This is a genomic window from Salimicrobium flavidum, assembly GCF_900156645.1.
GTDB classification, from domain to species: domain Bacteria; phylum Bacillota; class Bacilli; order Bacillales; family Halobacillaceae; genus Salimicrobium; species Salimicrobium flavidum.
In genome coordinates, this window is the sequence record NZ_FTOC01000002.1 from 346,680 (window position 1) to 366,312 (window position 19,633).

General features: G+C 50.9%; 16 protein-coding genes. 12 read left to right on the top strand and 4 right to left on the bottom strand.

Annotated features, from left to right (window positions below):
* The first annotated feature begins 4 nt into the window (after positions 1-4).
* The 3 genes from BW944_RS04920 (at position 5) to BW944_RS04930 (ending at position 2,303) form a co-directional block, all read left to right on the top strand.
* Entirely contained in the window at positions 5-826 is an 822-nt protein-coding gene (locus BW944_RS04920) for a flagellar hook-basal body protein (protein ID WP_076557314.1), read from the top strand.
* Positions 827-1,184: 358 nt separating this feature from the next.
* On the top strand, positions 1,185-2,021 hold the full coding sequence (locus BW944_RS04925; RefSeq protein ID WP_200806494.1) for a flagellar hook-basal body protein: 837 nt from the start codon (positions 1,185-1,187) through the stop codon (positions 2,019-2,021).
* 18 nt (positions 2,022-2,039) lie between these two features.
* Positions 2,040-2,303: a DNA-directed RNA polymerase subunit beta gene (locus tag BW944_RS04930; protein WP_076557316.1), complete on the top strand. Its 264-nt coding sequence runs from the start codon at positions 2,040-2,042 to the stop codon at positions 2,301-2,303.
* A 12-nt stretch (positions 2,304-2,315) separates the two neighbouring features.
* On the opposite strand, the gene BW944_RS14830 is transcribed toward BW944_RS04930, so the two are convergent.
* A complete protein-coding gene (locus BW944_RS14830) occupies positions 2,316-2,462 on the bottom strand; it encodes a lmo0937 family membrane protein (protein ID WP_143525647.1) in 147 nt (48 codons plus the stop codon).
* A 109-nt stretch (positions 2,463-2,571) separates the two neighbouring features.
* Between BW944_RS14830 and fabZ the strand changes: the two genes are divergently transcribed.
* On the top strand, positions 2,572-2,994 hold the full coding sequence (gene fabZ / locus BW944_RS04935; protein ID WP_076557322.1) for a 3-hydroxyacyl-ACP dehydratase FabZ: 423 nt from the start codon (positions 2,572-2,574) through the stop codon (positions 2,992-2,994).
* A gap of 1,390 nt (positions 2,995-4,384) precedes the next feature.
* Here the strand turns inward: fabZ and BW944_RS04955 are convergent.
* On the bottom strand, positions 4,385-5,293 hold the full coding sequence (locus BW944_RS04955; protein WP_076557327.1) for a nuclease-related domain-containing protein: 909 nt from the start codon (positions 5,291-5,293) through the stop codon (positions 4,385-4,387).
* A 975-nt stretch (positions 5,294-6,268) separates the two neighbouring features.
* On the bottom strand, positions 6,269-6,451 hold the full coding sequence (locus tag BW944_RS04970) for a YjfB family protein (protein WP_076557330.1): 183 nt from the start codon (positions 6,449-6,451) through the stop codon (positions 6,269-6,271).
* Positions 6,452-6,577: 126 nt separating this feature from the next.
* On the opposite strand from BW944_RS04970, the gene BW944_RS04975 reads away from it, so the two are divergent.
* The 8 genes from BW944_RS04975 to BW944_RS05010 all read left to right on the top strand — a co-directional run bounded on the left by BW944_RS04975 (position 6,578) and on the right by BW944_RS05010 (position 15,943).
* Positions 6,578-7,195, top strand: coding sequence for a hypothetical protein (locus tag BW944_RS04975; RefSeq protein ID WP_076557435.1), 618 nt, complete (start codon positions 6,578-6,580; stop codon positions 7,193-7,195).
* A 78-nt stretch (positions 7,196-7,273) separates the two neighbouring features.
* On the top strand, positions 7,274-8,407 hold the full coding sequence (locus BW944_RS04980) for an efflux RND transporter periplasmic adaptor subunit (protein ID WP_076557331.1): 1,134 nt from the start codon (positions 7,274-7,276) through the stop codon (positions 8,405-8,407).
* Complete coding sequence (locus BW944_RS04985) at positions 8,408-11,473, top strand: efflux RND transporter permease subunit (protein WP_076557332.1); 3,066 nt, start codon at positions 8,408-8,410, stop codon at positions 11,471-11,473.
* A 66-nt stretch (positions 11,474-11,539) separates the two neighbouring features.
* Positions 11,540-12,679 carry an S-layer homology domain-containing protein gene (locus BW944_RS04990; RefSeq protein ID WP_076557334.1) on the top strand — a complete coding sequence of 380 codons (1,140 nt, stop codon included), beginning with the start codon at positions 11,540-11,542 and terminating at the stop codon, positions 12,677-12,679.
* 126 nt (positions 12,680-12,805) lie between these two features.
* Positions 12,806-13,948 (top strand): S-layer homology domain-containing protein, encoded by a 1,143-nt coding sequence (locus tag BW944_RS04995; RefSeq protein ID WP_076557336.1) that lies wholly within the window; start codon positions 12,806-12,808, stop codon positions 13,946-13,948.
* A gap of 125 nt (positions 13,949-14,073) precedes the next feature.
* Positions 14,074-14,436 (top strand): S-layer homology domain-containing protein, encoded by a 363-nt coding sequence (locus tag BW944_RS05000; RefSeq protein ID WP_076557337.1) that lies wholly within the window; start codon positions 14,074-14,076, stop codon positions 14,434-14,436.
* Between the two features lie 65 nt (positions 14,437-14,501).
* Positions 14,502-15,194 (top strand): hypothetical protein, encoded by a 693-nt coding sequence (locus BW944_RS05005; protein WP_076557340.1) that lies wholly within the window; start codon positions 14,502-14,504, stop codon positions 15,192-15,194.
* 416 nt (positions 15,195-15,610) lie between these two features.
* A complete protein-coding gene (locus BW944_RS05010) occupies positions 15,611-15,943 on the top strand; it encodes a helix-turn-helix domain-containing protein (protein ID WP_076557342.1) in 333 nt (110 codons plus the stop codon).
* A 1,396-nt stretch (positions 15,944-17,339) separates the two neighbouring features.
* Here the strand turns inward: BW944_RS05010 and BW944_RS05015 are convergent.
* Complete coding sequence (locus BW944_RS05015) at positions 17,340-19,412, bottom strand: LTA synthase family protein (RefSeq protein WP_076557344.1); 2,073 nt, start codon at positions 19,410-19,412, stop codon at positions 17,340-17,342.
* Positions 19,413-19,633: the final 221 nt, after the last annotated feature.

A 19,633-nucleotide genomic window follows, 5' to 3' on the forward strand; every position in this document is an offset into this window, starting at 1 on the left:
GCACGTGCTGCGAGGATTTTACACGTCTGCATCAGCGATGGTCGCCAATCAGCGTTACCAGGAAACACTCTCGAACAACATTTCCAATGCGAATACACCTGGGTACAAACAGGACCAGGGCGTCAAACGGGCTTTCCCGGAAATGCTCATCCAGGAAATGGGCTCGAAGTCGATTCCGACACGCCGGGGTCTGAATATACCGATGGACCGCCAGATCGGATCGATGAGTACAGGGATGTACCTGCAGGAGACGATACCTTCCTTCGAACAGGGGGATGTCAGGGATACAGGCAACACGACGGATGTGGCCCTTGTGCAGGGAGACGTACCGGATGAACAGGGATTCACGTTCTTCAATGTGCAGAATCAGGACGGAGAGGAACGTTATACGAGAAACGGTAATTTCACCGTCGACGGGGAAGGCTTCCTGACCTCCAATAACGGGTATTACGTTCTGAACGAAGAGGGAGACCCGATTCAGACCGGCGGCATGGAGTTCAATGTCCGGGAAGACGGAACGATTGAAATCGGAGAAGAAGAACAACTTCTCGGTGTGACGTACACCCCGGATGCTTCCGAATTCATCAAACAGGGAGATGACCTGTTCGCACCGGGTGAGGACGCTGTTGCCGAAGACGCTCGGGATGTGGATGGAGTGAACTTCCAAATGCAGCAGGGGATGCTTGAGCGGTCGAATGTCGATGCTCAGGCCACTATGACCGAAATGATGAACAACTACCGCTCCTTTGAACTGAACCAGCGTGTCATGCGGGCCTATGACCAGAATATGCAGACGGCTGTAACGGAAATAGGCAGACTGCAATAATAAAAGCGGAGCCATCCCGTTTAGAAGCTTTGGCCTAAGCAGGGGGTTCTCTTTTCGGATGATCGTTTCCGAAAAAGAAATCACTGCTTAGGCCAGGGGCTTCTGGATGGTGTAGCTAGATAAGAAAAGTGAAGTTCTCCTGCTTAGAAGCTTTATCATAAGTGGACGGGCCTGGCTTCGGATGAACGTTTCCGTATAGTTCTGGATGCCACTCCCTAGTAAAGTAAAGCGAAACGACCATTTAGAATCACCGGCGTAAGCTGTATAATAAGAAGAAGTGCTATGAAATAATAAAAAAAGTTCCCTCGCTGCAAGTGAGGAAATGATAGACCCATAACCGTAAAGAAAGGGTGAGATTATGGTGAATCGTTCAATGATGCAGTCCGCCGTTACGATGGGCCAGGTCCAGCAGAAGCTGAACCTGATCGGAAACAACCTTTCCAACACGAATACCACCGGGTACAAAACGCGACAGGCCGACTTCACGTCGCTGCTCATCCAGAATATCGATAACCTCAAGGATGACGAAGCGGCAATCGGTCGCCAGACACCAGACGGCATCCGGCTCGGCTCCGGAGCGCGTATCGGTCACACGAATCTCGACCTGAGCCAGGGAGACCTGCAGACGACCGGTCGTGAGCTGGACGTCGCGCTCCTTGAGGACCGTCATATGTTCCAGGTGCAGGTATCGACGCAGAACGGTCCGGAAACGCAGTACACGCGGGCGGGCAATTTTTACTTTTCTCCGGTGGAAGATAACCAGCTGCTGCTGACAACGAGCGAGGGACATCCGGTGCTCGGAAACGACGGGGAAGAGATTCTGATTGAAGAGAACTTCGAAGGGGTGGACATCCGGGAAGACGGCTCTTTTCTCGTGACCCGGGATGGGGAACAGGAAGTAGAAGCTCAGCTTGATGTGATCGAAGCCGTCCGTCCGCGTATGCTCGAAGCGGTCGGAGGCAATCGGTTCCGTCTGCCTGACACAGAAGAACTCGGTTTTGATGCAGACGAGATTCTTGCGTTCGTAGCGGAGGAAGACCGCTCCATGCAAAGCGGGACGCTCGAGGCATCGAACGTCGATATAGGGCAGCAGATGACCGAAATGATGACTATGCAGCGCGCCTATCAGTTCAACGCCAGGTCGCTCTCAACATCGGATGAAATGATGGGACTCGTCAATCAGTTACGGTCCTGAACATAAGGAGATTTAAGAATGGCAACGGATTCTAAAAATAAACCGAAAAAGAAGAAAGTATCCCAGTCCGAAGAAGTGAATACACGTAAAGATAAGCACCGCCGCAGAGCGCTGCCGATCTGGCTGCGTATTATCATTGTCCTGTTTTTGAGCATCTTGGCGCTCGCTATCGGGTTGATGATCGGTTATGGAGTGCTTGGTGGAGGGAATCCATTCGGAGTGTTCGACTGGTCGATTTGGGAACATATCATCGATATCATGACTGGGGCAGGAGCAGAGTGACATCACTCTGCTCTACCTTTTTCCTATGACCATCTGAATGAGACGGATCACTATCAGAACGATGGCTGCAATGACGAGTAAATGAATGATAGCACCAAGGTCGATAACGAAACCGATGAGCCATAGAATGAGTAGTATAATGATTATCGTCCACAACATAGGTTTCCACCTCCTTCTCTTACAGGTATTCCCTCTTTATTAAGAAAAGTAAACCCATTTTGCTTCCGGCACAATGCAATTTATAATGGACAAAAAGGAGAGTGTACATATGCTTGATATCAATCAAATCAAAGAAATCATCCCCCACCGCTATCCGTTCCTTCTGATCGATGAAGTCGAGGAACTTGTGGAAGGGGAGCGTGCTGTCGCTTACAAAAACGTGACCATCAACGAACCGTATTTCCAAGGTCACTTCCCGGATTACCCGGTGATGCCCGGCGTGCTGATCACCGAAGCCCTGGCACAGACCGGCGCCGTCGCTATGCTGAAAAAAGAAGAGAATCAGGGCAAACTCGCCTTCTTCACAGGTATCGATAAATGTCGTTTCAAGCGCCAGGTCGTTCCTGGAGATCGGCTGAAGCTCGAGGTGGAAATCGTCCGCCTCAAAGGCCCGATGGGTAAAGGAAAAGCGGTCGCATCGGTCGATGGAGAGACTGCATGCGAAGCGGAAATCATGTTCGCGCTTAAATAACTGGACTCAGAGAAGCGATTTTCTCATTTTTATGAGAAGGTCGCTTTTTTTGTTGTGCTCGGAAGATCATTGAATGCATTATGCGGCGTTCGCAGAGGGAGCATCTGTCCGAGTTCGGGATAATAGGAAGTTATCAGGTGCTCACGCCCGAGGTAGCCTTCTGAACGCCGCAATACAAAAAGAAATGAGGTGCTCAGGACACAATTGGAGTTCTGAACACGGTAAAAATCTTCGGAGTAAGATCCAGGAAAGCTCTCTGAACTAACAAACGCCTCCCCGTTTTTGCGGGGAGGCCAGGGCATATGAATGCATTATGCGGCGTTCGCAGGAGGAGAGCGTGTCCGAGTTCGGGATAATAGGAAGTTATCAGGTGCTCACGCCCGAGGTAGCCTTCTGAACGCCGCAATACGAAAAGAAAAGAGGTGCTCAGGCCACAATTGGAGTTCTGAACACGGTAAAAATCTTCGGAGTAAGATCCAGGAAACCTTTCTGAACCAACAAACGCCTCCCCGTTTTTGCGGGGAGGCCAAAGCATATGGATGCATTATGCGGCGTTCGCAGAAGGAGAGCGTGTCCGAGTTCGGGATAATAGGAAGTTATCAGGTGCTCACGCCCGATAAAGCCTTTTGAACGCCGCAATACAAAAAGAAATGAGGTGCTCAGGACACAATCTGAGTTTTGAACACGGTAAAAATCTTCGTAGTAAGATCCAGGAAAGCTCTCTGAACCAACAAACGCCTCCCCGTTTTTGCGGGGAGGCCAGGGCATATGAATGCATTATGCGGCGTTCGCAGAAGGAGAGCGTGTCCGAGTTCGGGATAATAGGAAGTTATCAGGTGCTCACGCCCGAGGTAGCCTTCTGAACGCCGCAATACAAAAAGAAATGAGGTGCTCAGGCCACAATTGGAGTTCTGAACACGGTAAAAATCTTCGGAGTAAGATCCTAGGAAAGCTCTCTGAACTAACAAACGCCTCCCCGTTTTTGCGAGGAGGCCAAAGCATATGAATGCATTATGCGGCGTTCGCAGAAGGAGAGCGTGTCCGAGTTCGGGATAATAGGAAGTTATCAGGTGCTCACGCCCGAGGTAGCCTTCTGAACGCCGCAATACAAAAAGAAATGAGGTGCTCAGGCCACAATTGGAGTTCTGAACACGGTAAAAATCTTCGGAGTAAGATCCTAGGAAAGCTCTCTGAACTAACAAACGCCTCCCCGTTTTTGCGAGGAGGCCAAAGCATATGAATGCATTATGCAGCGTTAGCAGAGGGAGCATCTGTCCGAGTACGGGATAACAAAAAGTTATCAGGTGCTCACACCCAAGTTGACCACTCGAACGCCGCAATACGAAAAGAAATAAGGCGCTCAGATAAAACCCTGAGCGCCTAACACTGCTTAATTTTTAATATAATGTGTGCCTCTTTTCGTTCCTACTATTTCAAAGCGCTTAGACAACACTCGCAGAATACGATCCTTTGAAACCTTTCCCTGGCACCAGTCATGGATTTGTGAAGTGGTGACACGTTTTTCCGGAAAAAGCAGATGGAATTCTTCAACAGCATGGAGGATAAATGCTTCAGAACTGGAACGGCCTCCACATTTGATGCAATGGAACGTTCTGAATTCCGGTTGCACAATACCGGAACAATAAGGGCAGAATAGCTCTTTTTTAAGTTGATTGTAGTGAAAGGTCGGAACTTCAGGAGAGGAGTAGTCGGTCTTATGGAGAGAGCATAATAAATCGGCCAGTTTATAGGTTTGATCAGCAACAGGGGAGAGGTTTTCCATCAGCTTATTGATGTGTTTTTCCCATTGGGAGAGAAAGATGAATTCTTTGATCTTGGGTGCCTGGTATAGAAAGAAGTGAGGGTTGGGGAAAATGATGTGCGCCTGGATGGGGAGGGGGAACCCGCGGTCTTCGAGTAGTTGTGCTAGTAGTGTCCTTGTTCTGGCCAGTTGATGGAGGGGGTTGAGTATCACTTTTCCAGAAGCGAGATGAAAATCTTCATTTTCATACAAATAGTTTCCTTCATAATACTTGATTTCATATAAGTGAATCGTTTCGCTATCGATCACGAGAGTGTCGATTTGAAAAGTGGTGCCACCATACGTGAGTAGCAGATCATTAAGTATCAGAATGTGATCCGGGAGCACTTCCAGCATTTCATCAAACAACTTTTCCCCTCTCCATCCTTTAGCAAGACGGTTTTTGAGGTTCATCTCTTCTTCAGTGAGTGTTTTTCTTCGTTCCAGACTTTCCAAAATTCGGAGGAGTGATGGGGGTTGGCGGTCTTTTTTGATCAATACACATCATCCTTTCTCTATTATCTACATCATTATACCCTTTTACCGAATAATTTGCTTAATTTTCCTTTGAAAGGTGTGCTCTCCTAAGTGAAAAATTGATTTCCCTATGCGGCGTTTGCGGAGAGAAAGCCTGGTCGAGTTCGGGATAATAGGAAGTTATCAGGTGCTCAGATCCGAGGTAGCCTTCTGAACGCCGCAATACGAAAAGAAATGAAGTGCTCGGACCACATTCAGTTCCGTGAGCACGGTATAAAGCTTCGGAGTCAGGTCCAGAAGGAAAGCGCACTGAACTAACAAACGCCTCCCCGTTTTTGCGGGGAGGCCAGGGCATATGAATGCATTATGCGGCGTTCGCGGAGAGAAAGCCTGGTCGAGTACGGGATAATAGGAAGTTATCAGGTGCTCAGATCCGAGGTAGCCTTCTGAACGCCGCAATACGGAAAGAAATGAGGTGCTCGGACCACATTTCTTTCCGTGAGCACGGTATAAAGCTTCGGAGTCAGGTCCAGAAGGAAAGCGCACTGAACTAACAAACGCCTCCCCGTTTTTGCGGGGAGGCCAGGGCATATGAATGTATTATGCGGCGTTCGCGGAGAGAAAGCCTGGTCGAGTTCGGGATAATAGGAAGTTATCAGGTGCTCACGCCCGAGGTAGCCTTCTGAACGCCGCAATACGAAAAGAAAAAAGGTGCTCAGGCCAAAATCGGAGTACGGAGCACCGGATAAAGCAAGAACCCCTTCTGAATACATGAATGCGGCGTTCGCGGAGGGAGCACCTGTCCGAGTTCGGGATAAACTAAAGTTATCAGGAGCTCACGCTCGAGACAGCCTTCTGAACGCCGCAATACGAAAAGAAATAAGGCGCTCAGGACACATCCAGCTCCGTGAGCACCTCAAAAGCAATCCCCTCACTGAACTAAAGACCACAAAACAGAAAAAGCCCCGCTTAAAAAAGCGGAGCTCTTTACCCGTCCTATGCTTTCACATCGACGGAATTGCCGAGGTCAGGGTGTTGCACCTTGGAAGATTCCAGCATTTCAACCGTCTGGTTGCCCTGCTGTTCCGCATCACCCATGGCTTTGTCCATGAGTTTGATGCCGGCATCCTGCTTGACTTGCACCTGGCTCGCTACTGTAGCCATTGCCGCAATATCCATGAAATCCCTCCTCTTCTTTACTATCGGATACGAGTAAATTTTCTAAATAGATTGGAAAAACACATAACCTTCTGTAAAATGGGGAATAGTAGGATGGTCGAAATATTAAGTCGGGGTGAGGAAACTATGAAATATCGAAATTCAGAAGAATTAACATCAATGATACTGGACGATTACGAACAGCTGATCAATCGTATTCCGGAAGAAAAATTGGAAGTATACCTGTACACCAACCGCATGTATCACAATACATACGTGCCGGAAGATGGGCTGTACCAGTTCGTATTCCGTCATTTTTTCCGTCTTGAAAATCCGAGCCTGACGCAGGAATTCAAAGATACGTATTTTCAGACTATGGAAGAAGCAAGAGAGGAGATACGTCCGAACATTTATCGTATTACGAAACGACTTTACGAAGTGCCGAACCATAAGGGAGCCTACACGCTGCAGTTCCCGCTTACGACAGCGATGCTGCACGCGATCAACCCGGCCTTCCCTCACTATGATTCGGCGGTTTCGAAAGCGTTCGATTTCTCCTCCACCTATCACCTTTCCGGATTCTACAAGAAAATGAAGCGTTATATCGATCAGTATCGTCATATGTATGAGACGTATCAGGCGCTCATCGGTCTTGAGGAGATGCAGCCGGTATTCGAACATTTCGATGCGCGTTTCGGAGAGTATCAGCTTCCGGATGAGAAGAAAGTGGACCTCATTGTTTCACAGCTGGGCTCCACGCTATAAAGAAAACAGAGCTGTCGTTAGCAAGCGGCAGCTTTTTTTCTGAAAAAATTCAGCATTTAAGTGAAGGAGCACACCGTTATGAAAAAAGGACTCATATTATCATTGCTGCTAGTACTGCTCGCCGCCTGTTCCAATGAACCGGAGGAAGAGGCACCGGAACGGGTGACACCGGTCGAAACGGCCCAGGTGAGAGAGGGGACGTTCACCGTCGAGCGGGAAATCATCGCAAAATCCGAACCCGCCGCTACTTCAGCAGTCGTGCCGGAGACACCGGGAGAAATCACGTTCATTGGCGTCGAGGAAGGCGACCGGGTCGAGAGGGGAGATGCACTTGCAGAAGTCGAGCCGCAGCAGGGAGACAGCCAGGTCGAGCTCCAGGAAAATGCTCTGGCCCAGGCGCGTCAACAGCTCGATCAGGCTATCGGCGCGCGTGATGATGCCGAAACGGCTCTGGCGAACGCCCGCGAGCAGCTGGACGAACCCGGAGACGGGTTTTTGAGTCCAACCGAGCAGGAGCTCGAAGCTCAAGTGTCCCAGGCTGAACAGCAGCTCGATCAGGCAGAGGCGAGTGTCGAACAGGCCCGCCTTCAGGTCGAGCAGGCGGAAATCCAGCTGGAACAGGCAGAGAGTCAGGCGGCCGCGGCGACGATCACCTCCCCCCGCGCTGGAATCGTGACCTCCCTTCAAGGGAACGTCGGGGATATGGTGACGAATCAGCAGCCGTTTGCAACGATCGTTTCCATCGATCCCGCTCTGATCACTGCTTCGATTACCGAAGACCAGCTTCCTTTGTTCGAGGAAGGAGAGACGTATCCGGTGGCGATGGATGCACTCAAGAACCCGAACAACTCCACCCTCACCTATGTGTCCACCGTGCCCGGGGATACGGGCTTGTACCGGGTCGAAGCGGAAATCGATAATCCTTCCGACGTCATCAAACCGGGGATGACGGCCACGATGCTGCTGCCGGAGACGGTCGTCGAAAACACGATGATCGTCCCGACAGAGGCGCTGGTCGAAAATGCGGGAAAGACGTACGTCTACAAGGTGGAGGACGATACAGCTGTAGAGACCCCGGTCACCATCGAAGCTTCCCAGAGTGACGAATCGGCTGTCACCGGAGATCTGAGCGCGGGGGAGAATATCGTCACCTCGGGTCAGATCACACTCACGGACGGAGCCGCTATCACCGTCATCGGGGAGGACGGATAAATGAAGCTCATCCAGACGTCCATCAACCGTCCCGTCGGTGTCATCATGATCGTTGCGGCGATTATCGCCCTCGGTTTCGTCTCGCTCCGCAACCTGACGATCGATCTGTATCCGGATATCGATCTCCCGGTCGCTGTCGTATCGACGACGTATGAGGAAGCGGCACCGCAGGATGTGGAACAGCTCGTCAGCCGGCCAGTGGAAGGAGCGGTCAGCTCCCTCGAAGGACTCGAAGTGCTCCAGTCCCAGTCCCAACAGGGCGCTTCACTCATTTTCATGCAGTTCTCGACCGGGGTCGACCTCGACAGTGCTTTGCTTGAGGTGAGGGAAGCGGTGTCCCAGGTCTCAGGCGTACTCCCGGAAAATGCCGGAGAGCCGAATGTGCTACGCTTCGATCCGCAGGCGCTGCCGATCATGACGATCGGTCTCTCCGGCGATACGCCGCAGGAACTTCAGCAGATCGCTGAAGACCAGCTCGTCCCCTACCTGGAGCGACAGGGCGGGGTAGCTTCCATTTCCATCGAAGGCGGCCGCACGGAAGAGGTGCAGATTGAAATCGACCGGGCCGAACTGGCGGGCCTCGGCCTCGATGCCCAGTCGATCGTCCAGACGCTGAACGCCTCGAACCAGGCCGCGACCGCCGGTTCCGTAGATAAAGGGGATAAAGACATACGCATCCGCGTCAACGGCGAATTCGAATCGGTCGATGATATAAAGGATACGGTGATTACGACGGAGGCGGGCGACCGGCTCAAGCTCGATCAGATCGCCACCGTGGAAAAAAGGATCGAGGATACCGGCACCGTTTCCGAAGTGAACGATGAGACGGCCGTCGTCCTGTCCGCCCTCAAAAAGACCGACGCCAATACGGTGGAGACGGCGGATAACATCCGGGCCGCGATGGAAGAAGTCGCGCCCGATCTGCCGGACGATGTACAGATGGAGACGGTGCTCGATACGTCCGAATTCATCAAAGTATCGATCAACAGCGTCATCATGAATATTCTCATCGGTGGACTGTTCGCAATCGCCGTACTTCTTCTGTTTCTGAAAAGTATCCGCGCGACGCTCGTCATCGGGATTTCGATTCCGATCGCGATCATTTCGACGTTCACCCTCATGTATTTCACCGGTGAAACGCTGAACGTCCTGACGATGGGGGGGCTCGCGCTCGGTATCGGTATGATGGTCGACAGTTCGATCGTCATTCTCGAAAATATCGTCCGCTACCGTCAGCTCGGCTACTCGATGAAGGAAGCTTCGAAAACGGGAGCGACAGAGCTCGCACCCGCCGTCATCGCTTCGGCGACCACGACCCTCGTCGTATTTTTGCCGATCATGCTGGTGGAGGGGATCGCGTCCGAGCTGTTTACGCCGCTCGCGCTCACGATCTCCTTCGCCCTCATCGCCTCCCTTGCCGTTTCGGTCACGCTCATTCCGATGCTGTCGTCGAAACTTCTCACCAAAGCGATGCAGGACGGGAAGCGGTACTGGTTCGATAATCTCCTTGGAAAAGTGAACCGCGGCTATCAGCGGGTTCTCCGCAAGGTGCTGAAATTCCGTAAGACGACCGTTTTCGCTACCATCCTCGCCGTTGCGGGGAGTATCGCTCTCATCCCGTTGATCGGGACCTCGTTCATTCCGGACTCCGACCAGGGACAGATCGAAATCGACGTCAGCCTGGAACGAGGCACCGCCCTTCAGGAAACGGAAAAAGTGACTTCGGCGATCAGCGAGCGACTCGAAGGGTTCGGAGATGTCATCGACGTCCACTACCTGTCGATCGGAAGCGGGGAAATGGGACTTGCCGGAGGAAGCTCGGACCGGGCCAGCTACACGATCCAGCTCATAGACCCCGGGGAAAGGGAACGCTCGACCCGGGAAGTGATGGAAGACATCGACGCTGAGCTCCAGTCGGTAGTGGGTGCCGAAGTGGAAGTGACAGAAATGTCGGCGGGGCTCGGTACCGGTTCTCCGATCCAGGTGCAGCTGAACGGCCAGGAGAATGAAGTGCTCAATGAACTCGCCGATCAGGTCGTCTTCATGATCGAGGACATCGAAGGTATCGTCGCTCCTTCCTCTTCCACCGAAGACTCCGAGCCGCAGCTCGATATCGATGTCGACCCGTCCAAAGCGAGTGCTTACGGCCTCACCGAACAGCAGGTGATCTCTGACGTGCAGCTTATGTTCCAGGGCCAGACGGCGACGAGATATCGAGAAGACGGGGAGGAGATTGAAGTACGTCTCGTCACACCGGTCGATGAAAATTCAAGCGTAGCCGATCTCGAGAGCGCGCCGATCCGGAGTGCGACCGGCGAATTGATTCCGCTTTCCTCGATTGCGGAGATTGAACAGATCGAAGGACCGGTCACCCTGCTCCGGGAAAATCAGCAGCCGCAGGTCAACGTCACCGCGGACATCGGAGAACGCGACCTCGGCAGTGTCACCGCTGATGTGGAAGAAGAACTCGAACAGCTCAATTTCCCGGAAGGCTACACGTATGAAGTCGGCGGGCAGGCCCAGGACATGGAAGAAGCGTTCGGCGATTTGTCCGTCGCGCTGATGTTTTCGCTCTTCCTCGTCTATGCGGTCATGGCCGTACAGTTCGAGAACTTCCTGTTCCCGTTCATCATCATGTTCAGCTTGCCGGCGACCGTCGTCGGTGTGGCCGGAGGCCTGTTCATCACCGGCCTGCCGCTCAGCCTGCCTGCTTTCGTCGGGGTGATCATGCTCGCCGGGATCGTCGTCAACAACGCCATCGTCCTCGTCGACTACATCAATATTCTGAGGCGGCGATCCTACAGCAGGTATGACGCGATTTTAGAAGCGGGACCGAACCGTCTTCGCCCGATTCTGATGACGACGGTCACCACCGTCCTCGGGATGGTCCCGCTCGCCCTCGGTATCGGCCAGGGAGCGGAAGCCCAGCAGCCGCTGGCGGTGACGATCATTTTCGGCCTTACCGTCTCCAGCTTTTTCACCCTTGTGCTCATCCCGGTCGTCTATACCTATTTCGACGACCTTTCGGTGAAAATCAGCGGCTTTTTCCGAAAACGTGTAGAATGAATCACAATTCAACGTTTTAAAAAAGTTTTGCCCAGGGAACTTGTTCCTAGTAAGGAGGAATTATTTATGAAAAAAAGAACGTTACTACTTACAGGCGCACTCGCCGCCACTTCAGCCATGAGTGTGCAGGCGGATGATCACAATGCGTCGGAAGCATTTCCGGACATATCGGAGGACATGAGACATTATCAGGCAATCGATGCTTTGTATCAGAATGGCATCGTGAGCGGGTTTGATGACGGCACCTTCCGTCCCAATGATTCACTGACGAGAATCGAAGCGGCGCTCATGCTTGAGAGCGCGCTGAACCTCGAGTTCGATGGCGAAGTCAGTCACCATTTTGACGATGTACCTGAAGCGTACAATGAAGTCGTCGATATGGTGTATGAAGAAGGGATTTTCGAAGGGTACGGCCCGGACGAATTCGGGACGCGCGATGAACTGACGAGGGACCAGATGGCGAAGGTCCTCGTCGAAGCATATGGTCTTGAAGTAGAGGGAGTACCGACCGTCCACTTTGATGACCGCGCGGAAACGTCACTCAAGGAATATCTCGATGCCGCTTATCACTTCGGTGTGGCAAACGGGTATCCGAACCATAACTTCGGTGTAGGGGATGAAATCAAGCGTCAGGATTTCTCCGCGATGCTGTATAACGCGATGAACATCGAAGACACGGAATATCAGGCCCAGACTCAGCTGAGATATTATCAGCCGGCCGACTTCCTCAAAGGTGGTCAGGAAGCGCTCGATGAAGTTGCAGCAGGTGGAGCGCTTTACGATACGCGCCTGATGCTCGGTCAATACTTCCCGACGGTGACCCTTGAATATGGAAACCCTGACGAACAGGTGAACATCGAAGGGCCGCTTCAAAGATACGGGAATATCTACCTCGGTCTTCAGGGCACCAACGATGACGAGGCGGATGAGCTCGTCGACAGTGTCGCCTGGTTTGCAGAGCCTGAGGAAACTTCAGATTCGACGCTCGCTGAGGTCGTAGCAGCACTCGGGGAACCGGATGACATCTATAACAATAATCTGTTCGGCGGTGTCACGTATCAATATGAGGCCGGAGATTATTTTGTAGCCTTCACCGCAGAGGGTGATCATCAGGTGACTACGAAGGACAGTGGCGAAGTCATCATCGAAGAGGTCGATGAGTCCGCGAAAGTCGATGTATTCGATCTTCGTCATGACCGGGAATAATCAGTAAAGGAAAGCCTTCCACATCGGGTGGGAGGCTTTTTTTCGAAAAGAAAAATATTTATATGTATATTCATGTTTAGAAAGCGTTTTATCATGGGAAACTTTTTTATTAAGGAGGGAATTTTCATGAAAAAACGAACTGCATTACTTACCGGCGCACTTGCCGCCACGTCGGTGATGAGTGTGCAGGCGGATGATCACAACGCATCGGAAGCATTCCCTGATATTTCGGAAAACATGGGGCACTATCAGGCTATCAACGTTTTGTACCAGCAGGGTGTAGTCAACGGATTTGATGACGGAACCTTCCGGCCGGATGCATCGCTCACGAGGATCGAAGCGGCGCTCATGCTCGAGCGGGCGCTGAACCTAGAGTTCGACGGGGAGGTCAGTCATGATTTCGACGACGTGCCGGAAGCGTACAACGAAGTCGTAGATATGGTATATGAAGAAGGGATTTTCGAAGGGTATAGTTCGGATGAATTCGGTACGCGTGATGAGCTGACGAGGGAACAGATGGCGAAAGTCCTCGTCGAAGCCTACGGACTGCAGGTAGACGGAGTACCTACGGTCCATTTCGATGACCGCAGCGAAACGTCACTCAAAGAATACCTCGATGCCGTCTATCACTTTGGAGTGGCCGAGGGGTATCCGAACCATAACTTCGGTATAGGGGATGAGATCAAGCGTCAGGATTTCTCGGCGATGCTGTACAATGCGATGAATGTGGAAGATACGGACTATGAAGCAGAGACGCAGCTCAGTTATTATCGACCGGAAGACTTTCTGAAAGGCGGCCAGGAAGCCCTCGATGAAGTCGAAGCGGGTGGAGCGCTTTACGATACACGTCTGATGCTCGGGCAATACTTCCCGACGGTGACTCTCGAATACGGCGATCCGGATGAGCAGGTCTATATCGAAGGACCGCGGGAACGTTACGGAGATATCTATCTCGGCATCCAGGGCATGAATGATGATGAGGCGGATGAACTCGTAAACAGCATCGCCTGGTTCGCGGACTCCGAAGACTCCTCAGACGCGACCCTTGCTGACGTACAGGCAGCGCTCGGGGAGCCGGATGAGGTGTATTATAACGAATTATTCGACGGTGTCTCCTACCGCTACAACGAAGGGGACTATTTCGTTTCCTTCAACGGAGACGGCGATCATCAGCTCTCAGAAGGGGAGGATGGTCTGACCCAGGTCGATGACATCGACGAAACCGCACAGCTCGACTTTTTCCAAGTGCGTTATCAGCCGGAGAGATAAAGGAATGAGAAGCCTTCCACAACGGGTGGGAGGCTTTTTTTAATCCTTGATATTAATATTTGTATATCCGCTTTAGAAAGGGTATAGAAGGGGGAACATACTACGTAATAAGGAGGGGATTTTCCTTGAAGAAGAGGACTGTATTTCTCACTGGTGCACTTGCTGGGATGGCGGCGATGAGCGTTCAGGCAGATGCGGAAGCATTCCCGGACATATCGGAAGACATGAGGCATTACCTGGCGATCGATACGTTGTATAAAGAGGGGATCATCAATGGATTTGACGACGGAACCTTCCGTCCGAACGCCTCACTCACCAGAATCGAAGCGGTGCTCATGCTGGAGCGGGCGCTGAATCTCGAGTTCGACGGCGAAGTCAGTCACGATTTTGACGATGTACCTGAAGCGTATAACGAAGTCGTCGACATGCTGTATGAGGAAGGGATCTTTGAAGGGTATAGTTTGGATGAATTCGGTACGTACGTATGACCAACTGACGAGGGAACAGATGGCGAAGGTCCTCGTCGAAGCGTAAGGGCTTCCAGGTGGAAGAAGTGCCGACGGTGTATTTCGGGGACCGTAACGAAACGTCACTGAAGGAATACCTGGACACCGCGTATCATTTCGGAGTGGCGATCGGATACCCGAACCATGACTTCGGCGTAGGAGATGACATCAAGCGTCAGGACTTCGCTGCGATGCTGTTCAACGCTATGAACCTCCAGGACACCGAATATCAGCCCCTTACCCAGCTCCGTGATTATCGACCGGTCGATTTCCTTAAAGGGGGAGACCGGGTGGTTCAGGAATTAGAGGAGGTTGGTGTCCTCCACGACACGCGTCTCCGGGTCGGGGAACTTTTCCGGACGGTGAAGCTTGAGTACGGAAATCCTGACGAACAGGTGTATATCGAAGGCCCGCGCGAACGGTACGGCGATAACTATCTCGGCATCCAGGGGACGAATGACGCTGATGAAACCGTCGACAGTATCGCCTGGTTCCCGGGTGAGGACGGGACGGAAACGACCCTCGCGGATGTAGAAGCGGCACTCGTTGAGCCGGATGAGGTGTTCTACAACGAGCTGTTTCCCGGCGTCACCTACAAATATGACGCTGGCGACTATTTCGTATCCTTCAACGGCGCCGGCGATCACCAGCTGACCGACTTGGATAACGGTCTAGTACAGATCGATGAAGTAGATGAATCAGCAACGCTGAATTTCTTCCAATTACGCTACCAGCAGTAAAGAAAGGGAAGTCCGGGACAAAGGTGGAGCATCATCATAGAAAAACACGTCACTTTCGGTGGACACGGTCTCAAGGCCAACGTGATCAAGAGACCCTCTTCCCGCAGAAACCACCGTGTTTTTCTTCTTTTATACACGGAGAGCAGTCTCGATGGTCTAGCCTTGAATCCGCCTATTCTTATCGTTCGTTTTACGGAAATGGAAATACCGAGGCAGAATCAGGTTTTATTTTTTACATAGAAAGGAATGGGAGTAAGTGTCATCGTTTATGATATAGAACAACTTAACACTGCTTATTTTTAGGAAAAAAGTAGTATTTTTTGGGAAGTTCACAATCTATTTTCATGAAAACGGTACTTTATATAGAACATTGCGCATGTATATGCTATACTTTGTTAGGAAAGAAGGTGAGAGAAATGATTGGAGATCGTATACAACATATCAGAAAAGACCGTGGCTTTTCGCTCTCCGAGTTGGCAGAAAGAGCAAACGTCGCCAAGTCGTATTTAAGCTCGATTGAGCGGAATATTCAGCAGAACCCATCCATCCTATTCTTAGAGAAAATCTCTAACGAACTCGACGTCTCGATCAATTATCTCCTGCATGGTGAGCAACAGGATATAAACGAACCGATTGATGATGAATGGATCAACTTAGTGAAAGAAGCTATGAGCTCAGGTGTCTCGAAGGAACAGTTCCGTGACTATTTGGAGTTCAATAGATGGAAACTGAATAAAACTGATGAGTAAGTGTATCCGCATGGGATACACTTATTTTTTTACCATAATTTTGATATAAAGTTTGACATATGACTTTATGAAGAATAATATGTTCTATATAAAGAATAGTTTAACCAAGGGCAAAATGGGAAATTGAAAAGAGGAGTTGGGAAAAGACAGATTTCCGGGAAAAATATGTATGATGCAGTGGTTTATGATATAATGTGGAAAGTTATTGAAAAACGCCCGAAAAATCAAAAAGTTTTCGAATATACTAGTAGACGAAGCAAGGCGCCCGCAGGAAATTTGTAGAAGGAGTCCTACAGGCGACCATTCGAACAAAAAGACAAAAGACGTGTAACGAAAAGGTGGGTATTATGCAACAGTCGGATTACTTAAAAGAAATAATGGAGAATGTCATCCAGAAGGCCGAAACGTCTGAGTTGGCGAGCTCGCAGGATGTTATCAACCAGCTGATGCAGCTTCTTCAAAAGTAGTGAAAAGCGTCTCTTCTTCCATAAGGAGAGACGTTTTTTTATTGGGAGAAATTATTTGAATGCTTTATGCGGTGCTTGGTTTCCTGAACTTCGTGTGAGCCCGGGATAAAATATGGTTATACGGAACTCGAGTAGTGTTGCGGCTCGTGAGCACCGCAATACGAAAAGAAATGAGGAGCTCACACCGAATCTACAACGCTTGAGCACCTCAAAACCCACCTGATCCAGCTTACGGCCTCCTTCGTTCAAAGACGGAGGAGGCCAGGATCATTTGAATGCATTTATGCGGTGCTCAGTTCTCTGAATCTCGCCTGAGCCCGGCATAAAATATGGTTATACGGAACTCGAGTAGTGTTGCGGCTCGTGAGCACCGCAATACAAAAAGAAATGAGGCGCTCACACCGAATCTCTAACGCTTGAGCACCTTATAACTCACCTGATCCAGCATACGCCTTCTTCGTCTAAAGACGGAGGAGGCCAAGAGCATTGAATGCATTTATGCGGTGCTCAGTTCTCTGAATCTCGCCTGAGCCCGGCATAAAATATAGTTATCCGGAACTCGGCCAGCGCACCACCCTGTGAGCACCGCAATATGAAAAGAAATGAGGAGCTCACCCCGAATCTACAGCCCCGAGTACGTCAAAACCCACCTTCCCACCTGCCCCTGCTAACGCCTCCAGGAGCATTTTAATGCCTTTATGCGGTGCTCAGCTCTTTGAATCTCGCCTGAGCCCGGGATAAAATATAATTATCCGGAACTCAGGCAGTGCGCCACCCTGTGAGCACCGCAATACAAAAAGAAATGAGGCGCTCACGCCAGATCCCCAACTCGAACACCTCAAAACCCACCTGAAGAGTCCTAAATCCAAACAAAAAAGCGACACCCAAGCCGGACACACCAGCCTGAGCATCGCTCACATCCATATACATCACGGAGAATACAAAGCATCCTCCGAATATTCCTCACCGGCAAGATTGTCATACTCGAACAAGTGATACATCCGCATCAGATCATCGACCTCGGCAGGGAAGTTCTCCTCGTCACTTAGCGTCGGGCCTTCCTCCTGCATATAGATCCTGTCCCTGAACGCAGGCAGATCCTCTTTCATCCGCAGAAGATAGTCATAGAACATCGGCGTCTCATAATTCAGCGCCTCCGCAATCATCGGCGTAATGTAGAAAGGACTCACCGTACCCAGGTCCTGTTCCATATCCATGTCGAAATTGGACAAAAACAATAGCGGCGTCTGATAGAACTTGGGATCGGTCTTCTGCGTCTCCTCATCTCCGAAATCGGCTTCTTTATACCCTTCGAGATTGTAACCGATGGCCGGCAGGTGGTCCCCGAAGAAGACGAGCACCGTCGGCTCTTCCATCTCCTGGATCGTTTCGTTCATCTGCCGCAGCGTCTCATCTGAGCGTTTGATCCCTTCGGAGAAAACCTCGAATCTCGTTTTCGTCTCGGGCTTCAGCTCTTTGCCGGAGACTTCGATGGAACTTACGTTTTCATACTTCAGATCATTGTAGGGAAGATGATTGGCGATCGTCACCGCATGGATGAACGCCGGGTCTTCCTCTTCCTCGATGACATCCATCAGTTCCTTCGTGACGGATTCATCCGAGACGAAAGACCGGTTATCTTTCTCCGTATAGGTCATATCCTCGAGGAATGTCGACGTATCGAATCCGAGGTTCGGATATACCTGACTACGACGGTACAGGCTCCCGCTGTTCGGGTGCATCGCTTCACTGTAGTATCCCTGGTCATTGAAAAAAGAGGCCGAAGAATAATACGGCTTGTTGGCGAGCAGATGGTTGAACGGATTCCCGCCGGCGTTCATGAAGCTCATCGAATAGCCGGTCAGCAGTTCGAACTCCACGTTCGCCGTCTCTCCTCCGAAGGCCGGACTGAGAATCTGACCGGAAGGGTTCTCTTTCATCAATTGTCTGGTATGTTTCATCGGGTCCTCCGAGAATTCCAGATCCAATTTCGTCGGGTCCCAGAACGTTTCATTCACGTAAAAGATGACGTTCGGTTTCTCGCCGGAAGCGGCCTCTTGCTGCGACGCGGCAATCTGCTCCTGAGCGTTCTCCACCGCTTCTTCCATCACAGCCTCGTTGTAAGGCTCCGGTTCCTCGACGACATCAAGTTTGATGTTCGAAATCATTCCGAGAAGAGGGCCGTTGGCATAGTAGTTGTTCTGCTGGTTCCATGGTATGAAGCTTGCATACTTTTCGTAGTACCCTTCCGTGAACTTATCTTCGTAGAAAAGGGAAGCATAGAGAAGATAAGCGACCGGAATGATCAGCACAATCCGGAACCATATCGGCATTTTGATCTTCGGACTCTTATACCATAAGAAAAGAAGAGCGATGATACCGATCGATGCCAGCACAATCATCCCGATCGGGAGATTATCGGTGATGAACGGAAGCACTTCCTGGAGCTGTCCGATCTGGACGAAATCATTCGGGAAGAGTGGCTCGTTCCGGTACAGCTTTTTATAATAGTTGGCGATCGCCATCAGGAAGAACAGCACGAAGGCGAGCGCGCCCCCGATGTACGCTTCCCCGGTGAGAAGCACGAGGAACAGGGTGCCGACGAATAAAAGAACTGCTGTCAGCATGAACCGTAATGGATATTCCTGCCCCCACTCTACGGTCGGACCGGCTTCTGTATCCAGATGGAAAAACAGGAACAGAAAAGCCGAAATCGTCCCGACGATCAAGGAGATGACTACCGCCGTTACAATGCGGTACGTCTTCGATCTGTACAGGGGATAAAGCATCTCTTTTTTATCCAGAAACCAGACCGCCGCTCCCCATAGCAGGAGAGAAAGGACGATGATACTTAAGCCCAGAGGAAGGGTATGGACCTGAGCCCAATCGACGAGCCCGTCCCACCCCGTGAAAAACAGATAGGCGGTGACGATATAGCCAAGGATGAAAAGGATAAGGGAAAAAAGGAACAGAGGAATCATGCGCAGTATGTCGTTGATCATGGAGTTGTTCTCCTTTCTAAAATAAAGACTCTGTTAAAGACTGTTGTTGTTAAAAAAACGAGAGGTGGAGACGCCTGCGGGATGAGCATGAGCCGGAAATCACCTGAAACTTCCTAAGGGAAGGTTCAGGAAGTGGAGGCCATGCCCGCGGCAAGCTTCCACCTCGAGATATTCACCAACACAAGCCAACAGAGCTAAAATAAAAGCCCCCGGCGGGAGAA